Below are 19,116 nucleotides of genomic sequence, written 5' to 3'. Positions count from 1 at the left end.
GCTCCGGCCGGGTTTTTTTTCGCCCTGGATTTGCCTCAGGCACTGGCTGCCACTGCGACGTGGGTGGCCTGCGAGATGGCGGCGACGCTGCCGATCACTAGGATCGCCGGGCTCTTCAAGGCGAACGCCAGTGCATCGTCCTGCATCCGCGACAAATTGCTACGGCACTCCCGCTGCTGCGGCAACGAGGCATTTTCGATCATTGCCACCGGCATATCTGCGGCCATCCCGCCTTCCAGTAATTGCTGTCGAAGTTCTTCGAGCTTCGCTACGCCCATATAGATCACCAGCGTCGTCCCGCCTTCCGCCAGCGCGCGCCAATTGAGGCTGCTGTCGTCCTGGGTGTGGGCTGTGACGAGGGTCACGCCGCGACTGACACCGCGCAAGGTCAGCGGAATTGCGCAGTTCGTCGCGCCCGCCAGCCCGGCTGTAATCCCGTTGACCAACTCGACTTCGACGCCGCGTTCGCGCAGCCACGCAGCCTCTTCGCCACCACGCCCGAAAATGCATGGGTCACCGCCCTTGAGCCTTACCACGCACTTTCCCTGGCGGGCATAACGCAGCATCAGGCGGTGGATAAAGTCTTGCGGGGTAGAGCGGCAGCCCCCGCGTTTACCGACTGTGATCACCCGCGCTGCGGCGCAATGTTCCAGGACTGCCGGGTTGACCAGGTCATCGATCAGCACCACATCGGCGGTGTTCATTGCCCGTACAGCCTTGAGGGTCAGCAGCTCCGGGTCGCCGGGGCCCGCGCCTACCAGCCAGACTTTTGCGTTCATGTGGTTTCCCTCGTCTAGAGATGACGTCAGCGGTGAAAGAGTAAATAGAGGAGCGCCAGATTGATCAGCATCGAGAGCAACCCCAAGGTGCGCCAGACCTTCAAGGGTTCCCGCTCCAGCAAAGGACGAGGGCGGACACTCAGTTCGCGTCGGTCTGCCTGCTCGAGGACCAGCAGCCATTCTTCGGCGGTTTCATAGCGTTGTGACGGTTGAGCAGCCACCGCACGGTCGAGGCTGAGCGGTAGCCAGTCCGGCAGGTCGGGACGGTAGCGGCTGGCGCTGACCGGCTGGGTGAACCTGGGCCGTTGGAAAGCTTCAATTTCACCGTAGGGGTAATGCCCGGTCAGCAGGTAATACAGGCAGACGCCTACGCTGTATAAATCTTGTTGGGCCGTAGGACGCTCACCATGGAACGCCTCGGGCGCGATAAAGCTCGGCGTGCCGGGCAGCACATGAGCCCGGTCCTCCGAGAGACCCGTGCAGTAGGCCAGGCCGAAATCCAGCACGCGTAATTCACCATCCTCACCCAGCAGCAGGTTCTCCGGTTTGATGTCACGGTGCAGTATTTGCCGGCGATGCAACAGGCCCACCGCCCGCAGCAAGCGTTCGGCCACGGATTGCCATTGCGCCAGGGGTAATGGGCCTTGTTGCTCGAACAGTTGCGCCAGGGTTTGCCCCGGATATTCACGCATCACGTAGTACAAATGCTGACGCGCGCTGGCCGCGTGGACTTCAGGAAACGCGCGCCCGGCCACCCGCCGCAGAAACCATTCCTCCGACAGCAAGGCCTGACCGGCGTCGTTGTCATCGTCACGGCTGAGGGGCAGGGTTTTCAGCAGCCAGGGTTGCTGTTGGGCATCGCGTACCCGATACAGCAATGACTGTCGGCTCTGCGCCAGTACGCTTTCCACCTGCCAGCCTTCGAACTGTTGCCCGGCTTTCAGCGCTGGGGGCAGCGGCCATTGCTGCAACTGCACCAGTGCGTCGCCCAGGGTCGCGGCGCCGAGTTTATCGATGCGTACAAGCAGGGCGCTGGCGTTGTCCTGGCTACCGGCCAGGTGTGCGGCTGTGATCAGCGTGTGTACCGCCAGATCGAGGTCGGTCTGCTCGCGCAGGATCGCACTGATGCTGTGATCACCCAAGGTTGCCCACACACCATCGCTGAGCAGCAGGAAGCATTCGCCCTCGCGCAATTGGCCGTCGAGAAAATCCAGCACCAGGTGTTGATCCAGGCCGAGGGCGCGCTTGAGCACATGCTGCATGCCCGGCTGTTCCCACACATGATCTTCGCTGATGCGCTGTAACTCGCCGTCCAGCCAGCGATACGCCCGGCAATCGCCGACGTGGGCCAGGGTGAAACGTTGCCCGCGAAACACCAGTGCACTGAGGGTGGTCAGCAACGGCTGGCCGCCGCCATTGGCCTGCAGCCAGCGATTCTGCGCCAGCAATAGGCGTTCGAGCGCTTGGGCCACGCTCCAGGTTTGCGGCGTGGCGTAATAGTCCAGGGCCAGCGCCTGCAAGGTCGAGCGTGCGGCCAGGCCACCGTCGGCGCATTGGCTGACACCATCGGCGATGGCACACAGGTAACCCTTGCTCGCGGCCAGTTCCGCCAGGGGCGTGACCACGCGCAGGGCGTCCTGGTTCTCGGCGCGCGGGCCGATGGCGCTGGCCTGGGCGACGCTCAGTTGCAGGCTCATCAGACGCGCGCGGCGGTCACGGCGGCCGAACCCCAGGTGGTTCTCCAGCGGCGCTTGACGCCGTGCAGGCCGAACCAGGCCAGTACGCCGAGGCTGGCGAACAACCACAGGGCCAACTGATAGCTGCCGGTGCTTTGTTTGATCGCGCCCATGCCCGCCGCCAGGGCGAAGCCACCGATACCGCCGGCCATGCCGATCAGCCCGGTCATTACGCCGATCTCACGGCGGAAGCGCTGGGGCACTAACTGGAACACTGCGCCATTACCGGCGCCGAGACCGAGCATGGTGCAGACGAACAGGGCCAGGGCCGCGTAGGAACTGGGCAGGTTGAAACCCACCGCTGCGATGCAAATCGCCGCCACGCTGTACATGCCCAGCAACGTGCGAATCCCGCCGAAGCGATCAGCCAGGGCGCCGCCGAGTGGACGCATCAGGCTACCGCCGAACACACAGGCGGCGGTGTAGTAGCCGGCGGTCACGGGGCTCAGGCCGTATTGGTCGTTGAAGTAGCCGGGCAGGGCGCTGGCCAGGCCGATAAAACCACCAAAGGTCACGCTATAGAAAAACATGAACCACCAGCTGTCGCGATCGCCCAGGGCCTTGAAGTAGTCGGCCATGGATTTGGCCTTCGGGCGCTCGGGGGCATTGCGCGCGAGCCAGGCGAAGACGATCAGCGTCAGGATCAACGGAATCAGGGCGAAACCGAACACGTTGCTCCAGCCGAACGCCGCCGCGAGTACCGGTGCCAGCAGGGCGGCGAACACCGTGCCGGAGTTGCCGGCGCCGGCGATGCCCATGGCTTTGCCCTGGTGCTCAGCGGGATACCACTGGGACGCCAATGGCAGGGCGACTGCGAAGGAGGCACCGGCCATCCCCAGGAACAGCCCCAGCAGCAGTGCTTGCTCGTAGCTGTGGATTCCGAGTTTCCAGGCGCCGAAGAGTGCGGCGATCACAATCACCTGGCCAATCAGCCCGGCGGTTTTGGGTGAGAGTTTGTCTGCCAGCATGCCCATCAGAAAGCGCAGCACCGCGCCTGCCAGGATGGGTGTCGCCACCACCAGGCCGCGTTGTTGCGTGGTCAGGTGCAGGTCGGCGGCAATTTGCACCGCGAGCGGGCCCAGCAGGTACCAGACCATGAAACTCAGGTCAAAATACAGGAACGCGGCAAACAGGGTCGGGGTGTGCCCGGATTTCCAGAAGCTTGATTTCATCACGCACCTCAACGGTTGGGAGTCTTGTAAGAAGGCCTGGTGATGGAACAGCCCGCTAAGGCCGCCCCACCGGCCCCGTGTTACGGGGGCCAAAACGAAAAAACGCCGCCACCGGGTTCGCGAGGGCAAACCGGGTGTGCGACGTCTTTGTCGTGGAGGGGCAACCGCCGTTGGTTACCTGTGTTGAATACTTAGCAAGTCCTGGGCCAACCGGCCACGATGGTTTTTTAGCCAAGCAACTCGCTCATGGCGATGATCTGCTCCGCCACCTGGATCAGTTTCTGCTGGCGGCTCATGGCCTGGCGGCGCATCAAGGTGTAGGCCTCTTCCTCGTTGCAGTTCTTCATTTTCATTAGCATGCCTTTGGCCAGTTCGATGCGCTTGCGCTCGGCCAGTTGTTGGTCGCGGGCGTGCAACTGGGCGCGCAGGGCCTGGTCGCTTTCGAAACGGGCCATGGCCACGTCGAGGATCGGCTGCAGACGTTGGGCCTGGATGCCTTCGACAATGTAGGCGCTGACGCCGGATTTGATGGCTTGGCGCATGACGTCCGGGTCGTGCTCGTCGGTGAACATCACGATTGGATGCGGTTGGTCGCGGCTGACCAGCACCACTTGCTCCATCACATCGCGGCCGGGTGACTCGGTATCGATCAGGATCACGTCCGGCCGCACCGTTTCGACGCGCGCAGGCAAATCGATGGTCAGGCCCGACTCATCGATCACCTCAAACCCGGCCTCGGTCAGTGCTGCCTTGAGGCGCCCGACCTTGCGCGGTGTGTCGTTGATCAACAGGATTCGCAACATATCGGTCCTCCTGTCAGCGCAGGGCGTGGCGGCTGGCGTGGTCGGCCAGGGCATGCAGGCGGAAGCTGCGGGCGTAGGTGGCAGGGTCGGAGCCATCCCAGATCTTGCCGTCGATCAACTGGCTGCTGCGCATGTCCTGGGCGTTTGTGGGGACGCCGACGGCATCGGCCGCCTGGCGATACAGATCCAGTTGCTGCACTTTACGGGCAATGCCCAGGTAGTCCGGGTCTTCGCGCAACAGGCCCCAGCGGCGAAACTGGGTCATGAACCACATGCCGTCGGAGAGGTAGGGCAGGTTCACCTCGCCATCGGCGAAAAAGCGCAGCGCATGGGGATCTTGCCACTGGTTGCCGAGGCCATCGTCGTAGGCCCCGAGCAGACGCGGTTCGATGCAGTCGAGCGGTGCGTCGAGGTACTCGCGGGCGCTGAGCAACTGCGCGGTGGAACGGCGGTTTTCGTGGCTCGCCTCGATAAAGCGGCTGGCCTCCAGGATCGCCATCACCAGCACGCGGGCGGTGTTGGGGTATTGGTCGACGAACGCCTGGGTGCAGCCGAGCACTTTTTCCGGATGATCCGGCCAGATCGCCTGGGTGGTCGCGAGGGTGAAACCCTGGTTCTGCTTCACCGCGCTGGCGCTCCAGGGTTCGCCGACACAAAAACCGTCAATGCGCCCGGCTAATAGATGCGCCACCATTTGTGGCGGAGGGACCACCACACTGTTCACGTCCTGCAATGGATGAATGCCTTGGCTTGCCAGCCAGTAATACAGCCACATGGCGTGGGTGCCTGTGGGAAACGTCTGAGCGAAGGTCAGTTTTGTTCGGCTTTGGTGCACATGGCGATCCAGCGCCTCAGGAGTGACCACCCCTTGCTGTTGCAGATCGTGGGACAGGTTGATGCTCTGCCCGTTCTGGTTCAGCCCCATCAGCACTGCCATGTCGGTGGCGGCCACGCCGCCGATGCCCAGGTGTACGGCGTAGATCAGCCCATACAGGCTGTGGGCGGCATCCAGTTCACCGCTGACCAGTTTGTCGCGCAGGTTGGCCCACGACGACTGGCGCTTGAGGTTCAGCGTCAAGCCGTAGGGTTGCGCGAAGCCCTGGGTGGCCGCGACCACCAGCGAGGCGCAATCGCTCAAGGCCATGAAGCCCAGGTCGAGGCTGCTCTTTTCCGGGGCGTCACTGCCGTTGACCCAGGCCAGCGGGTCGTTTATCGGGCTGTTGCCGTCCGAATCGTTCATCAACACCTACCTTTTCGTTCAAAAAAAAGCGTCGTTCCCTCAGATGGCAGTGCGGGCCATTGCGGGTAACGACGCCTTTGTCCGTAAGCCCGCTCCGACGTTGGCGCGCGCTCTGATGCAGAGTGCGTAGCAAGGCACATGCCACGGGCAGAACGGCGGGGTACGCCGTCAACTTTCCATCAAGATTGAAACGCCGCAGGCTTTCAGTATGGCCGCTTCCCTATGCCAGACTGCCCAGGAAACCCCACGGTGTACGACTCTCCCACAACGATGGCCGCCCACCGGCTCCGCCGCTGGCTGTTTTGCGCGGTGTTGATGCTGGGCTGCGCGTCTGCCTGGGGCGAGACCTACCAGGCGCGGGACGAAAGCCTGCATACGTTTTTTAGCGCGTTGTCGCTGCCTCTTGGCCTGCCGGTCGTTGTCAGCCGGGCGGCGGCCCGCCAACGCGTTTCCGGAACCTACGATTTCAGCCGGGCACAGCAGGTGCTGGAGGCGGTGGCCGAGCTGCATCACCTGATCTGGTACAGCGACGGGCAGGTGCTTTACCTCTACGCCGCAGATGAAGCGAAGAGCTCGGCTGTGACGTTGCGGCATATCTGCGTCTCAAGGCTGCGTGAGCTCATGCGTCGCTCGGGGCTCGATGAGTCCCGCTACCCCCTGCGGGAGAGCGGGGGGCGGATGTTCTATGTGTCCGGGCCGGCGAACTATGTCGACCAGGTGCTGCACCTTGCCCAATTGATGGACCGCCAGCGGGCCGGGCTCCGTGTGGGCAAGCAGGGGTTTGGCGTGGTGCAGGTGCTCAATACCCATGTGGCGGACCGTGAGTACGTCATGGGCGATGAAAAGGTCAATGTGCCGGGCATGGCGTCGCTGATCGAGACCGTGATTTCCCGCGAACAACAGGCCCCTGCGCAACGGCCGCCCGGTTTGCTGGCCGACAAGAGCCTGGCAGTGATCCCCTACCCGGATACCAACAGCCTGCTCATCAAGGGCAAGCCTGCCCAGGTGAGTTTTATCGAGCAACTGGTGGCGGAGCTGGATGTGCCCAAGCGCCCGATCGAGGTTTCGCTGTGGCTGGTGGATGTGGACCGTGACGAACTCAAGAAAATCGACCAGGCCTGGGCCGAGGAAACCCACACATCAGTCTCGGCGACCCGGGTGCTGGAGCCGTTGGAGGACAATCGCTTGATGGCGCAAATCGCCGTGCTGGAGCGGCGGCGGCGGGCGCGGGTGGTGACACTGCCCGTGATTCTCACCCAGGAGAACGTTCCTGCGGTCTTCCAGGATAACCACACACTCTACTTGCCGGGGCCCCCCGGCGGGAGCACCGCCTGGAAGCCCGTGCGCTATGGCACCCAGGTCAGCGTGTTGCCGCGGTTTGCCGAGGCGAACGAGATCGAGATGCTGTTGAGCCTTGAGGATGATCGCCAGATGGGCGAGGCGCGGCAGCGTCAGAAAATGACCGCAGTCGGGCGGGTGAGCGTTAGCAGCGTCGTTCGGATGCCTCAGGGTAAACGTCTGTGGTTAGGCGGTTTTCGTCGGGATGTTGATGCCGAAGGGCGTGCCACTGCGCCAGGCCAGCGTGCCGAGGTACGGCTGTTTGTGATTCAGGCCCGGGCCTTGGGCAACGAGCTCAAGACTTTGGGTGGCGCTGTCGGGCCTCCGCCGCTGACTCAGCCGCAATACGAACGGGTGCAACGTGCGTTTGTGCGGTCGATTCGCGATGTCGATCAATGAGGTAGGCGTTCGCCATGCATCTGGAAATTCTTTTGCAGGAACAACTGATCACGCGCAAGCGGCTGGCGCTGTTTGCACCGGGGAAAGTGCTGCCTTTGGCGCCGGAAGTCATCCATTGCGTGGAAGTGCGGGTCAATGGCCAATTGTTGGCTCTGGGCGAGCTGGTTCAGTTGGAAGACCGCCTGGGGGTTGAGCTGCTTGAGGTTTACCAGGAGTGGGTATCGCCTTAGTTGTTAGCTCCAGTGAGATTTCTTACAAGGCTATTCCTGAAAGCCTTGCTGATATGGGTTTTTTCCTAGGGTGGGTAGGGGGCGCCTTTTTTATAGTCGTGCCGTCGGCGTATGAGCCGGTTCTGGAAATTAGGATTTTAATGTCAGTGGTTGGATGCAGAGGTGTGTATGGCCGTCGTGAATGATGGAGGGATGACGACTTCCCTGGTCTTTGGCCACTGGACCCTGCATGGCGATGGACGTTTGACCGGTGAGGGCGCGGATATCCAGTTGCCGCCCAAGGAGTGGCAGGTGCTGCGCTTGCTGTTGGTGTCTGGTGGTGCGCTGATGACCAAAGACTGTTTGCTTGAAATGGCTTGGCGCCAGGGGGAGGTGTCGGAGGAGTCGCTGACTCGCTGCATTTATTCATTGCGTAAGCATTTGCGTGCCGACAAAGGGTTTATCAAGACGGTCTATGGCAGAGGCTATCGCTTTACGTGCCCGGTGCGACCTGCTGAGCGCACCCCGTCGCAGCCCATCCATGTTTGCTCGGCCTGTGGCAGGTAAAGCGCAACGTGTGGCGCAGGGGCCTGTTGCTGGTGGTGCTGATGGGAAGCAATCAGGCACTGGCGTATTGCTGGGACGAGGTGGCCAGTCGTTACGATCTTGAACCGGAGTTGCTGCAGGCCATTGCCGCCGTAGAGTCGGGGTATCGTGCGGGCGCGATGAATTACAACAATCGCAATGGCACCCGCGATATCGGTCTGATGCAGATCAACAGCATCCATTTGCCCCGCCTGCTCAAACAGGGCATCACCGAAGAACGGCTGTTGAGTGAGCCCTGCCTGTCGGTAGAGGTCGGGGCGTCGATTCTTGCCGAGTTCATTCAGCGTTTCGGCTATAACTGGACGGCCATAGGCGCCTACAACGCAGGCCCGGGCCCCGGTCCGCAGCGTGAAGCGTTACGCCTGCAGTACGCACAGAAGATCTGGGCCCGCTACGAAGCGTTGGTCGCGCATCGCTACTGACGATTGGGCGGCACGCCTCGCACGCAGCCAGCCAGCCCGGCTATAATCGCCGCCACTTATCGCCGCCATCCGAGTCTAGCCCGCCCATGTATACCCTGGCCCGCCAGTTGTTGTTCAAACTCTCCCCGGAGACCTCCCATGATCTGTCCCTGGACCTGATCGGTGCCGGTGGCCGCCTGGGGCTAAATGGCCTGGTATGCAAGGCACCGGCGAAAATGCCGGTGTCGGTGATGGGGCTCGACTTCCCCAACCCGGTCGGGCTGGCTGCCGGCCTGGACAAGAACGGTACGGCCATCGACGGCTTTGCGCAGTTGGGTTTCGGTTTCGTCGAAATCGGCACCGTGACCCCGCGTCCTCAGCCGGGCAACCCCAAGCCGCGCATTTTTCGCCTGCCGGAAGCCGAGGCGATCATCAACCGCATGGGCTTCAACAACCTCGGTGTCGATCACCTGCTGTCGCGGGTTCAAGCGGCGAAGTACAAGGGCATTCTCGGGATCAATATCGGCAAGAATTTCGACACGCCGGTGGAGCGCGCGGTGGATGACTACCTGATCTGCCTGGACAAGGTCTACGCCCACGCCAGCTACGTCACGGTGAACGTCAGCTCGCCCAACACCCCTGGCCTGCGTAGCCTGCAGTTTGGTGATTCCCTCAAGCAATTGCTCGAAGCCTTGCGCCAGCGCCAGGAAGACCTCGCCGTGCGCCATGGCAAGCGCGTGCCGTTGGCGATCAAGATCGCCCCGGACATGAGTGATGAAGAAACCGTACTGGTCGCCCAGGCCCTGGTGGATTCAGGGATGGATGCGGTGATTGCCACCAACACCACCCTCAGCCGTGTCGGTGTTGAAGGCCTGGCCCATGGCGACGAAGCGGGCGGCTTGTCGGGCGCCCCGGTGCGTGACAAGAGCACGCATATCGTCAAGGTGCTGGCTACCGAGTTGGCAGGGCGTTTGCCGATCATCGCGGTTGGCGGTATCACCGAAGGCAAACATGCGGCCGAGAAAATCGCCGCCGGTGCTAGCCTGGTGCAGCTGTATTCCGGTTTTATCTACAAGGGCCCGGCGCTGATTCGCGAGGCGGTGGACGCGATTGCGGCGTTGCCAAAAAAAGCCTGACACACGCCCAATAAAAAGGGCTCCTCAAGAGGAGCCCCTGGGCCGAAGCCCGCCGCCTGGATAGGGCGTGCGTGGTTAAGTTGTTACCTGTATTCGTGCTGGTGTCGGAATTAAATGCCCTTGATTAGCCGACCGCGTGAAGTTCGTTGAGTCTGTGGATGCCCGCAGTGCCTGTCATACCGTCCCAGTTGTCGCCGCGTCCTTCTCGCCAGCCGTTGATCCAGGCTTGGCGTACCGACGGTAGAGTAAATGGGCAAAGCTCACGGGATTTGCCATGAACGCCATATTGATATCCGCGTAAAAATGCTCTTTCCAACGGATCACGCTTAAGTCTTCTCATAGGGTGTTTCCCTCACTTGTTGACTGTCTTGATATCCTTCGGCCTCGTCTGGGGCCGGGCAGAGTTTTTCTGCCGTTGGTGCGGCTCGCTGCCGGCGTGGCGAGCCAATGTGTCAACGTCGTTGTGGCGCTGACCTGTGTTGAGTTCTAACCAATAGGTCACATGGATTCAATGATCGTTTTGTCATAAGCACGTCACAATAGTGATGCTATAGCCATAAGCTGGGATGGCTTTTCGCCCCTTTTATTGGGCAAAGCCAGCTATGATGTGCCTTACGAAGAGAATGGGCTTTTTCCTGCGGTGAGAAAGCCCGCCCGTCACGGTCGGTCACTATTCGACGAAGGGTCTGAATATTTCTTTTTGTTGCAAAAATTATCTCTCTGCCCCGTCAATCAAGGCCCAAAGGCCCGGCAGACGGGGTGGGACGGCACATTCGTGCCACGCGAGCACTCTTCAAGAAAAGTGCTTGATTGAAAACCGAGCCGGCGATGCGTCGCCCGTTCATTTATTGCTGAAAAGCCTGGATTACCCATGTCGGACCGTTTTGAACTCTTCCTCACCTGCCCCAAGGGCCTCGAAGGCCTGCTGATCGAGGAAGCCGTCGGGCTTGGCCTTGAGGAAGCCCGCGAGCACACCTCGGCCGTGCGCGGCATGGCCGACATGGAAACCGCCTACCGCCTGTGCCTCTGGTCGCGCCTGGCCAACCGCGTATTGCTGGTACTCAAGCGCTTCCCGATGAAGGACGCCGAAGACCTCTACCACGGCGTGCTGGATATCGAGTGGGCTGAGCACATGGTCCCGGACGGCAGTCTGGCGGTGGAATTCAGCGGTCACGGCTCGGGCATCGACAACACCCACTTCGGCGCGCTGAAGGTCAAGGATGCAATCGTCGATAAGCTGCGCACGCCAACCGGCGAGCGTCCGTCCATCGACAAGATCAATCCGGACCTGCGCATCCACCTGCGCCTGGACCGTGGCGAAGCGATCCTGTCCCTCGACCTGTCCGGCCACAGCCTGCACCAGCGCGGTTACCGCCTGCAGCAGGGTGCCGCACCGTTGAAGGAAAACCTCGCGGCAGCGATCCTGATTCGTGCCGGCTGGCCGCGCATCGCTGCTGAAGGCGGCGCGCTGACCGACCCGATGTGTGGCGTGGGCACCTTCTTGGTGGAAGGCGCGATGATCGCCGCCGATATGGCGCCCAACCTCAATCGCGAACTGTGGGGTTTCACCACCTGGCTCGGTCACGTCCCGGCGCTGTGGAAGAAACTTCACACCGAGGCCAGCGAGCGTGCCGCCATCGGCATGAACAAGCCGCCGTTGTGGATTCGTGGCTACGAAGCCGATCCGCGCTTGATCCAGCCTGCTCGCAACAACATCGAGCGTGCCGGCCTCAGCCATTGGATCAAGGTGTACCAGGGCGAAGTCGCTACGTTCGAGCCGCGTCCGGACCAGAACCAGAAAGGCCTGGTGATCTGCAACCCGCCCTACGGCGAGCGCCTGGGTGACGAAGCGAGCTTGTTGTACCTTTACCAGAACCTCGGCGAGCGTCTGCGCCAAGCGTGCATGGGCTGGGAAGCGGCGGTATTCACCGGCGCGCCGGACCTGGGCAAGCGCATGGGCATCCGCAGCCACAAGCAGTATGCGTTCTGGAACGGCGCCTTGCCGTGCAAATTGCTGCTGATCAAGGTCAACCCGGACCAGTTCGTCACCGGCGAGCGCCGCACTCCGGAGCAGCGCCAGGCCGAACGCGAACAAGCCGCCTACGACCAGGCCCCGACCGAGCCGCAAGAGCGCCAGTACAATAAGAACGGCAACCCGATCAAACCAGCAGCGGCGCCAGCCCCCGTGGTCGAACAGGCGCGCCTGAGCGAAGGCGGGCAGATGTTCGCCAACCGCCTGCAAAAGAACCTCAAGCAACTGGGCAAGTGGGCCAAGCGTGAAGGTGTGGATTGCTACCGCGTCTACGATGCCGACATGCCGGAATATTCCATGGCCATCGACCTGTATCACGATTGGGTCCACGTGCAGGAATACGCCGCGCCGAAATCCATCGACCCGGAAAAAGCCTCCGCACGCATGTTCGATGCCCTGGCGGCCATTCCCCAGGCGCTGAACATCGACAAGAACCGCGTGGTGGTCAAGCGCCGCGAGCGTCAAAGCGGCACCAAGCAGTACGAGCGCCAGAGCGCCCAGGGCAAGTTCACCGAGGTCAGCGAAGGCGGCGTGAAGCTGCTGGTCAACCTCACCGACTACCTCGACACCGGCCTGTTCCTCGACCACCGTCCGATGCGCATGCGCATCCAGAAAGAGGCGGCCGGCAAGCGTTTCCTCAACCTGTATTGCTACACCGCCACCGCCAGCGTGCACGCAGCCAAGGGTGGCGCGCGCAGCACCACCAGCGTCGACCTGTCCAAGACCTACCTGGACTGGGCACGTCGTAACTTCTCCCTCAACGGTTTCTCCGACAAGAACCGCCTGGAGCAGGGTGATGTGATGGCGTGGCTGGAAGCCAGTCGCGATGAGTTCGACCTGATCTTCATCGACCCGCCGACCTTCTCCAACTCCAAGCGCATGGAAGGTATCTTCGACGTGCAGCGCGACCACGTGCAGTTGCTCGATCTCGCCATGGCGCGCCTGGCACCGGGTGGCGTGCTGTACTTCTCGAACAACTTCCGCAAGTTTGTGCTTGAGGACAACCTCAGCGAACGCTACGCGGTCGAGGAAATCAGCGACAAGACCCTCGACCCGGATTTTGCGCGCAATGCGAAGATCCATCGGGCCTGGAAAATCACCGCTCGCTGATTGCTCCCCCCCATAAGCCGCAAGCCTCGAATAATCGGGTCTTGCGGCTTTTTACGCTGGTCAAATACAGGGCCGCTAGCTATAACTAAACGTCCAGCCAAAGTGACACCCCAGCACGCTGGCGTTGTGAGTGTTGCCTATGCCGTTGCAAGCCGTTCGCCCGAAGATCCTAGGTTTTATCAGTGAGCAGGTATCGGCTTGGCTGATGGCATTGGTGGTGTTTTTGGCAGGCAGCACCTTGACGATCATCATTGCCTGGGCGACATCCGACCTCTATCAACAGCAGGAGCGCCAGCGTTTCCAACTGTTGGTCAATGAGCGATTCACCCGTCTGCAGGAGCGTTTCGAGGACCAGGAGCAACGTCTGGCCAGCCTGCAACGCTTTTTCGTCAATTCCAGTGACGTGTCCCGAGACGAGTTCGATGGTTTCGCCCAGCCCTTGCTGCTGCGTTCCCGTGCGTATGTCTGGGCGCCGCGGGTGCTGCGTGATCAGCGCGTTCAGTTTGAGCAGGAAGTATCGCGCCAGCGCGCTCTGCCCTTCAGGATACGTGAACTGAATTCACTCGGTGAGTTGGCCCCGGCGGTGGAGCGCGATGAATACGTGCCGATCCTGTACAGCCAGACCCACAGCCTGCTCGGTTCGCCCCTGGGCTTTGACCTGCTGGCCCAACCTCTGCGGCGCTCGACCCTTCAGCGCGCACAAGCGAGCGGTAAGCTGGCAGTGTCCCAGCCCATGCAGTTGGTGGGTGCGGAGCCGGCCTACGCCACCGGCGTGTTATTGGTCGCACCAGTCGTCTCCCTAGGCGGGACAGAACCCTACGGCTTTGTGATGGCCGTGATCAGCATGCGCCAGTTGATGGCCGACGGCTTGCCCAAGCCGGATCGCGATAATCTGGTGACGCAGATCGTCGACACTTCTGACCAGCAAAAGCGCCTGCTGTACGAGTCCAGCAATGCTTTGGCCAACAGCGATCTGGTGGCCACGCGCCGCCTGACCCTCGGCGATCATGTCTACGCCCTAACGCTGCGCCCCAGCCTGGTGTTCGAAAAGGGCAGCGGTTTCTCCCTGGTCTCGATCCTGGCCATGGGCGGGCTCTTCAGCCTGTTGCTTAGCGTCTTGCTCTATATGTTGGTCAGCCAGCGTCAGCGCGCCTTGAAACTGGTGGAGCAGCGTACCGCGCAGTTGCGCCTGCGCGAGCAGGAACTGCGCGGCGCCCACGGCCAGTTGCGTAGCGTGCTGAACGCCGCGACGCAGGTTGCAATCATTGCCACCGACTTGCACGGCGTGATCAACACCTTCAACGCCGGTGCCGAGCAGATGCTGGGGTTCAAGGCCGAGCACGTAATCGGCCGCTTGACCCTGGAAAGCCTGCATGTCGCGGCGGAGCTGGACGCGCGCGCGACGAGTTTGAGCGTGGCGTTGGGCCGGCGAATCCCGCCGAGCCAGGCGATGCTGGTGGAAAGCCCGGACAACCCGCAGGAGGCCCGCGAGTGGACCCTGGTGCGCGAGGACGGCAGCCAGTTGACGGTGAATATGCTCGGCACCGTGTTGCTGGATGAGCATGGCTTATGGGTCGGGCACCTGGCGATTTACCTGGATGTCACCGAGCAAAAACGCGCCTATGAGGCCCTGGCCGTGCGGGACCGCTTGCTGAAAAAACTCAGCGCCCATGTGCCTGGCGGGATCTTCCAGTTCACCGTGGAGCCCCAGGACAACTGGCGGTTTATCTACGCCAGCGATGGCATGCGCGATATCTACGAGATCGACACCGGGGTGCTGCAACGGGATGCGAAGCAGGTCTTGGAGCGCATCCACCCCCTGGACGTCGAGCGGGTGCGTGCGTCGATCCGCTTATCCGCGCTGCAATTGAGCCACTGGCGCGAAGAGTACCGCGTGCAGTTGCCGCAACGGGGCCTGCGCTGGATTCGCGGTGAGGCCACGCCGGAGGAACTGCCGGGCGGCGGTACGCTGTGGCATGGTTATGTGTCTGATATTTCCGATCTCAAGCGCGTGGAAGAAGAACTGCGCGCGCTGTCCATCACCGATGCCCTCACCGGGATTCACAACCGCCGGTATTTCCAGGATCGTCTCAAGGCCGAGATGGTCCGCCTGAATCGCACGTCGGGGGCGTTGTCAGTGATCATGCTGGATATCGATCACTTCAAGCGTATCAACGACCAATATGGCCATGCGGTCGGCGACGGGGTCTTGCAGGAACTGTGCAAGCGCATCAGCCAACGTCTGCGCCGCAGCGATGTGTTCTGTCGCCTGGGCGGCGAGGAGTTCATGGTGTTGTGCCCCAATACCGATAGCACCCAGGCCTACAGTTTGGCGATGGCGTTATGGCAGTCGCTGCGCAGCGCGCCGATGGAGTCGGTGGGGACCGTCACAGCCAGCTTCGGGGTGGCCAGTTGGCGGATCGACGAAGGGGTCGACGGGTTGCTGCTGCGCGCGGATTCGGCGGTGTACGTGGCCAAGCAGGCGGGCAGGGATCGGGTCGAAACTGTGGCGAAGGAGCTTGCTCCCGCTGGACCGCGAAGCGGTCCCGATTAACACCCCGCATGCTTGCAGATAACATTCGGGGCCGGGCTTGAGGGCTGCGTCGCAGCCCAGCGGGAGCAAGCCCCCTCGCCACAAACGCTAGAGGACTGGCGCCGCCGCCGCCAGCTTCGGCTGGCGATACAGGTCCAGCAGCACCTGGTCGAGCACCGACGACGCACCCCACGGTTTCGGATCGTTGAGAATCGCCACCACTACCCAGGTATTGCCGTTGTTATCGCGGCTGAACCCGGCGATGGCACGCACGGTGTTCAAGGTGCCGGTCTTGACGTGGGCTTCGCCGCGCATGGCAGTGGTCTTCAGGCGTTTGCGCATGGTGCCGTCGGTGCCGGCAATCGGCATCGAGCTGATGTACTCAGCCGCGTAGGGGCTTTTCCACGCGGCTTGCAGCATGGCCGCCATTTCACGGGCACTGACGCGTTCGGCACGTGACAGGCCGGAACCGTTCTCCATCACCAGATGCGGTGCAGTGATGCCTTTCTTCGCCAGCCACTGGCGCACCACACGTTGGGCGGCCTTGGCATCGTCGCCGTCGGCATCGTTGCGAAACTGCGCGCCCAGGCTCAGGAACAATTGCTGGGCCATGGTGTTGTTACTGTATTTGTTGATGTCGCGGATGATTTCCGCCAGGTCCGGCGAGAAGGCCCGTGCCAGTACCTTGGCGTCCTTGGGCACCGGAGCTTGGATGTCGCGGCCCTGGATGGTGCCGCCCAATTCCTGCCAGATCGCCCGCACGGCGCCGGCGGTATACGTGGCGTGGTCGAGCAGCGACAAGTAGGTCTGCGAACTGCAGCCTTCGCCCAACTGGCCGCTGACGGTTACTGTGATGCTGCCATCGGCCGCCGTCACCGGGTTGTAGCGCACGTCACCGGTACACTGCTTGGCGTTGGATACCTTGACCTGATTGTCGATGCGAATGCTGGCAATCGGCGGCTCGACCGACACGATCACGCGTCCCGAATCGTTGCGCGTCACGAAGCGCAAGGCCTTGAGGTTGACCAGCAGGGCATCGGGCTTGACCAGGAACGGTTTGTTCTCGTCATTGCCGTCGTCATTGAATTCCGGCAGTTGTGGCTGGATAAAGAAGCTACGGTCCAGTACCAGGTCGCCAGTGACTTGCTGCACGCCATTGGCTCGCAGGTCACGCATCAGCAGCCAGAGTTTTTCCATGTTCAGCTTGGGGTCGCCGCCACCCTTGAGGTACAGGTTGCCGCGCAACACGCCACCGCTGAGGGTGCCGTCGGTGTAGAACTCGGTCTTCCACTGGTGGTTGGGGCCGAGCATTTCCAGGGCCGCGTAGGTGGTGACCAGCTTCATGGTAGAGGCCGGGTTCACCGAGACGTCGGCGTTGAATACGGTGGGTGTGCCGGGACCGTTCAGCGGGAGCATCACCAGGGACAGTGCGGTGTTTTGCAGTTTGGCCTTCTGCAGGGCCTGTGCAACATTGGGCGGCAGGGTGTTGTTGATCGGGGCGGCGGTGGCGGAAAAGGCCAGCGGCAGGAGAAAGCCGGCAAGGAGCAATGGACGCAAAGATTTGATCATAAGAAATAAGACCCTACTGCTGAGGAGGGTGAAAAAAGGCGAGGGTTATGTAAGAAAATCCCCCAGTGGTCATGAAAGTGTCGGCATTATGCCCCAAGCTGGAGCCACTTGTAGCTGAACGATAGCTGCTAATCGGCGTTTTTTTTCCGAGCATTTCGCCGCCTGTCCTAGAGAATCGGGCAATCGCTTCCTTAAACTGCTAAAGTGCCGCCCGTTATTACTTATGAGGATTGTTCCAATGGCGACTAACCGTTCCCGGCGTCTGCGCAAAAAACTGTGCGTTGATGAATTTCAAGAGCTGGGTTTCGAACTGAACCTGGATTTCAAAGAAGGTTTGGACGATGCAGCGGTTGACGCGTTCCTCGAAGCGTTCCTGACCGAAGCGATGGACGGCAATGGCCTCGACTACGTCGGCGGCGATGACTTCGGTCTGGTGTGCAAAGCCACTCGTGGTTCGGTCACCGAAGAGCAACGTGCAACCGTTGAAGCGTGGCTCAAGGCCCGCGCAGAGCTGACTCGCGTTGAAGTAAGCGCGCTGTTGGACGCTTGGCATCCAGAGACGTCGATCAACTCGGCCGTCTGATGTCATGAAACAGCGACCCGCCCGGGTCGCTGTTTCGTTATGGGGCCTTAAACACTCAGGCCTTGCGCCAGTTCAGAATCAGCAGCGTCAACACCCCCGCCACAATTCCCCAGAACGCCGACCCGATGGAAAACAACGTCAAGCCTGACGCGGTGACCATAAAGGTGATCAGCGCCGCTTCCCGTTCCTTCGGCTGATTCATGGCAATGCTCAAGCCATTGATGATCGAGCCAAACAAGGCCAACGCCGCAATCGACAGCACCAGCTCTTTGGGCAGCGCTGCGAACAAGGCCGCCAATGTGGCGCCGAACACCCCGGCAATGCCGTAGAACACCCCACACCAGACAGCCGCCGTGTAGCGCTTGTTACGGTCTTCATGAGCGTGGGGCCCGGTGCAGATCGCCGCACTGATCGCCGCCAGGTTGATGCCGTGGGAGCCGAACGGCGCCAGCACCAGCGAGGCCAGGCCGGTGACGGTGATCAGCGGCGACGCAGGCACGTTGTAGCCGTCGGCGCGCAACACGGCCACGCCCGGCATGTTCTGCGAGGTCATCGCCACCACGAACAGCGGGATGCCGATGCTGATGGTCGCCGCCAGCGAGAAGTGCGGCGTGGTCCAGACCGGCGTTGCCACTTCCAGGTGAAAGCCGCTGAAATCCAGGAGCCCCATCAGCCCGGACAGCACGCTGCCGATCACCAGCGCGGCGAGCACCGCATACCGCGGCGACAGGCGTTTGATGATCAGGTAGGTGAAAAACATCCCCAGTACCAGGCCGGTGCGATGTTGCGCGGCGACGAAAATCTCGCTGCCGATCTTGAACAGAATCCCCGCCAGCAAGGCCGCCGCCAGAGACGCCGGGATGCGTTTGACCAGCTTTTCGAAGCTGCCGGTCAGCCCGCAGAGCGTCACCAGCACCGCGCAGGTGATGTAGGCGCCAATGGCTTCGCCGTAACTGACGCCGCCGAGGCTGGTGATTAACAGCGCCGCGCCGGGCGTCGACCAGGCAATGGTGATCGGCGTGCGGTAGCGCAGGGACAGGCCGATGCTGCACACCGCCATGCCGATGGAAATCGCCCAGATCCACGAGGAAATCTGCGCGGTGGTCAAACCGGCGGCTTGGCCAGCCTGGAACATCAGCACCAGGGAGCTGGTGTAGCCGGTCATCATGGCGATGAAACCGGCGACGATGGCCGAGGGAGAAGTATCGGCCAGCGGGCGCAAGGGCGCTTGGGTGGCGTCGGTCATGGCGAGGTGTTTCCTTTTACCTGGGAGTTTGCCAGTGAAGGCGCAGATTCAAGCCTAAACTCAAACGTAACGATTCATTGCAATACAGCCGGGGCCGCAAACAGCCGTACAGTGTGTTGGCACATGGGGTTGTGTACAATGTGCGCTGATTTTAGGCGATACTTGCCAGCGCATCTTTGTTGCCGTATTACCGTTAATTCGCCGCCGTTCTCCCGACCCGAGTG

16 protein-coding genes are annotated in these 19,116 nt (G+C 61.7%); 8 read left to right on the top strand and 8 right to left on the bottom strand.

Annotated features, from left to right (window positions below; genetic code table 11):
* Nucleotides 1-35 precede the first annotated feature (35 nt).
* The 5 genes from cobA to P3S72_RS22780 all read right to left on the bottom strand — a co-directional run bounded on the left by cobA (nt 36) and on the right by P3S72_RS22780 (nt 5,730).
* Nucleotides 36-779 (bottom strand): uroporphyrinogen-III C-methyltransferase, encoded by a 744-nt coding sequence (gene cobA / locus P3S72_RS22800; RefSeq protein ID WP_276194332.1) that lies wholly within the window; start codon nt 777-779, stop codon nt 36-38.
* Between the two features lie 26 nt (nt 780-805).
* The gene (locus P3S72_RS22795; RefSeq protein WP_276194331.1) at nt 806-2,476 is read right to left on the bottom strand and encodes a bifunctional protein-serine/threonine kinase/phosphatase; all 1,671 of its coding nucleotides are present in this window, start codon (nt 2,474-2,476) and stop codon (nt 806-808) included.
* Nucleotides 2,476-3,687, bottom strand: a complete 1,212-nt coding sequence (locus tag P3S72_RS22790; RefSeq protein WP_276194330.1) for a nitrate/nitrite transporter — start codon at nt 3,685-3,687, stop codon at nt 2,476-2,478. Before P3S72_RS22790 ends, P3S72_RS22795 begins: the two co-directional genes overlap by 1 nt.
* A 227-nt stretch (nt 3,688-3,914) precedes the next feature.
* The gene (locus tag P3S72_RS22785) at nt 3,915-4,490 is read right to left on the bottom strand and encodes an ANTAR domain-containing response regulator (RefSeq protein ID WP_276194329.1); all 576 of its coding nucleotides are present in this window, start codon (nt 4,488-4,490) and stop codon (nt 3,915-3,917) included.
* 13 nt (nt 4,491-4,503) lie between these two features.
* Complete coding sequence (locus P3S72_RS22780) at nt 4,504-5,730, bottom strand: CmpA/NrtA family ABC transporter substrate-binding protein (protein WP_276194328.1); 1,227 nt, start codon at nt 5,728-5,730, stop codon at nt 4,504-4,506.
* A 270-nt stretch (nt 5,731-6,000) separates the two neighbouring features.
* Between P3S72_RS22780 and sctC the strand changes: the two genes are divergently transcribed.
* From sctC to P3S72_RS22755, 5 genes are all read left to right on the top strand, one after another.
* Nucleotides 6,001-7,467, top strand: coding sequence for a type III secretion system outer membrane ring subunit SctC (gene sctC, locus P3S72_RS22775; RefSeq protein ID WP_276197979.1), 1,467 nt, complete (start codon nt 6,001-6,003; stop codon nt 7,465-7,467).
* Between the two features lie 14 nt (nt 7,468-7,481).
* Nucleotides 7,482-7,697, top strand: a complete 216-nt coding sequence (locus tag P3S72_RS22770; RefSeq protein ID WP_017845218.1) for a FliM/FliN family flagellar motor switch protein — start codon at nt 7,482-7,484, stop codon at nt 7,695-7,697.
* Nucleotides 7,698-7,865: 168 nt separating this feature from the next.
* Complete coding sequence (locus P3S72_RS22765; protein ID WP_276194327.1) at nt 7,866-8,243, top strand: winged helix-turn-helix domain-containing protein; 378 nt, start codon at nt 7,866-7,868, stop codon at nt 8,241-8,243.
* A gap of 41 nt (nt 8,244-8,284) precedes the next feature.
* On the top strand, nt 8,285-8,704 hold the full coding sequence (locus P3S72_RS22760) for a transglycosylase SLT domain-containing protein (RefSeq protein ID WP_247400075.1): 420 nt from the start codon (nt 8,285-8,287) through the stop codon (nt 8,702-8,704).
* A gap of 86 nt (nt 8,705-8,790) precedes the next feature.
* Nucleotides 8,791-9,819 (top strand): quinone-dependent dihydroorotate dehydrogenase, encoded by a 1,029-nt coding sequence (locus P3S72_RS22755; RefSeq protein WP_276194326.1) that lies wholly within the window; start codon nt 8,791-8,793, stop codon nt 9,817-9,819.
* Nucleotides 9,820-9,943: 124 nt separating this feature from the next.
* Here the strand turns inward: P3S72_RS22755 and P3S72_RS22750 are convergent, their stop codons facing one another.
* Nucleotides 9,944-10,159 carry a ribosome modulation factor gene (locus P3S72_RS22750; protein ID WP_002553055.1) on the bottom strand — a complete coding sequence of 72 codons (216 nt, stop codon included), beginning with the start codon at nt 10,157-10,159 and terminating at the stop codon, nt 9,944-9,946.
* Nucleotides 10,160-10,690: 531 nt separating this feature from the next.
* Between P3S72_RS22750 and rlmKL the strand changes: the two genes are divergently transcribed.
* Both rlmKL and P3S72_RS22740 read left to right on the top strand, forming a co-directional pair.
* Complete coding sequence (rlmKL, locus tag P3S72_RS22745; protein WP_276194323.1) at nt 10,691-12,961, top strand: bifunctional 23S rRNA (guanine(2069)-N(7))-methyltransferase RlmK/23S rRNA (guanine(2445)-N(2))-methyltransferase RlmL; 2,271 nt, start codon at nt 10,691-10,693, stop codon at nt 12,959-12,961.
* 139 nt (nt 12,962-13,100) lie between these two features.
* Nucleotides 13,101-15,515 carry a GGDEF domain-containing protein gene (locus P3S72_RS22740; RefSeq protein WP_276194322.1) on the top strand — a complete coding sequence of 805 codons (2,415 nt, stop codon included), beginning with the start codon at nt 13,101-13,103 and terminating at the stop codon, nt 15,513-15,515.
* An 87-nt stretch (nt 15,516-15,602) separates the two neighbouring features.
* Here the strand turns inward: P3S72_RS22740 and dacB are convergent, their stop codons facing one another.
* Entirely contained in the window at nt 15,603-17,063 is a 1,461-nt protein-coding gene (gene dacB, locus P3S72_RS22735; protein ID WP_276194321.1) for a D-alanyl-D-alanine carboxypeptidase/D-alanyl-D-alanine-endopeptidase, read from the bottom strand.
* Between the two features lie 238 nt (nt 17,064-17,301).
* On the opposite strand from dacB, the gene P3S72_RS22730 reads away from it, so the two are divergent.
* Nucleotides 17,302-17,646 carry a YggL family protein gene (locus P3S72_RS22730; protein ID WP_247400046.1) on the top strand — a complete coding sequence of 115 codons (345 nt, stop codon included), beginning with the start codon at nt 17,302-17,304 and terminating at the stop codon, nt 17,644-17,646.
* 55 nt (nt 17,647-17,701) lie between these two features.
* On the opposite strand, the gene P3S72_RS22725 is transcribed toward P3S72_RS22730, so the two are convergent.
* Nucleotides 17,702-18,892 (bottom strand): benzoate/H(+) symporter BenE family transporter, encoded by a 1,191-nt coding sequence (locus tag P3S72_RS22725; protein WP_276194320.1) that lies wholly within the window; start codon nt 18,890-18,892, stop codon nt 17,702-17,704.
* Nucleotides 18,893-19,116: the final 224 nt, after the last annotated feature.

This window comes from Pseudomonas sp. D3, from assembly GCF_029320995.1.
Taxonomy (GTDB): Bacteria; Pseudomonadota; Gammaproteobacteria; order Pseudomonadales; family Pseudomonadaceae; genus Aquipseudomonas; species Aquipseudomonas paraveronii.
The sequence above is the reverse complement of the archived record's forward strand: the minus strand, read 5'-3'. Positions and strand labels throughout refer to the sequence as shown.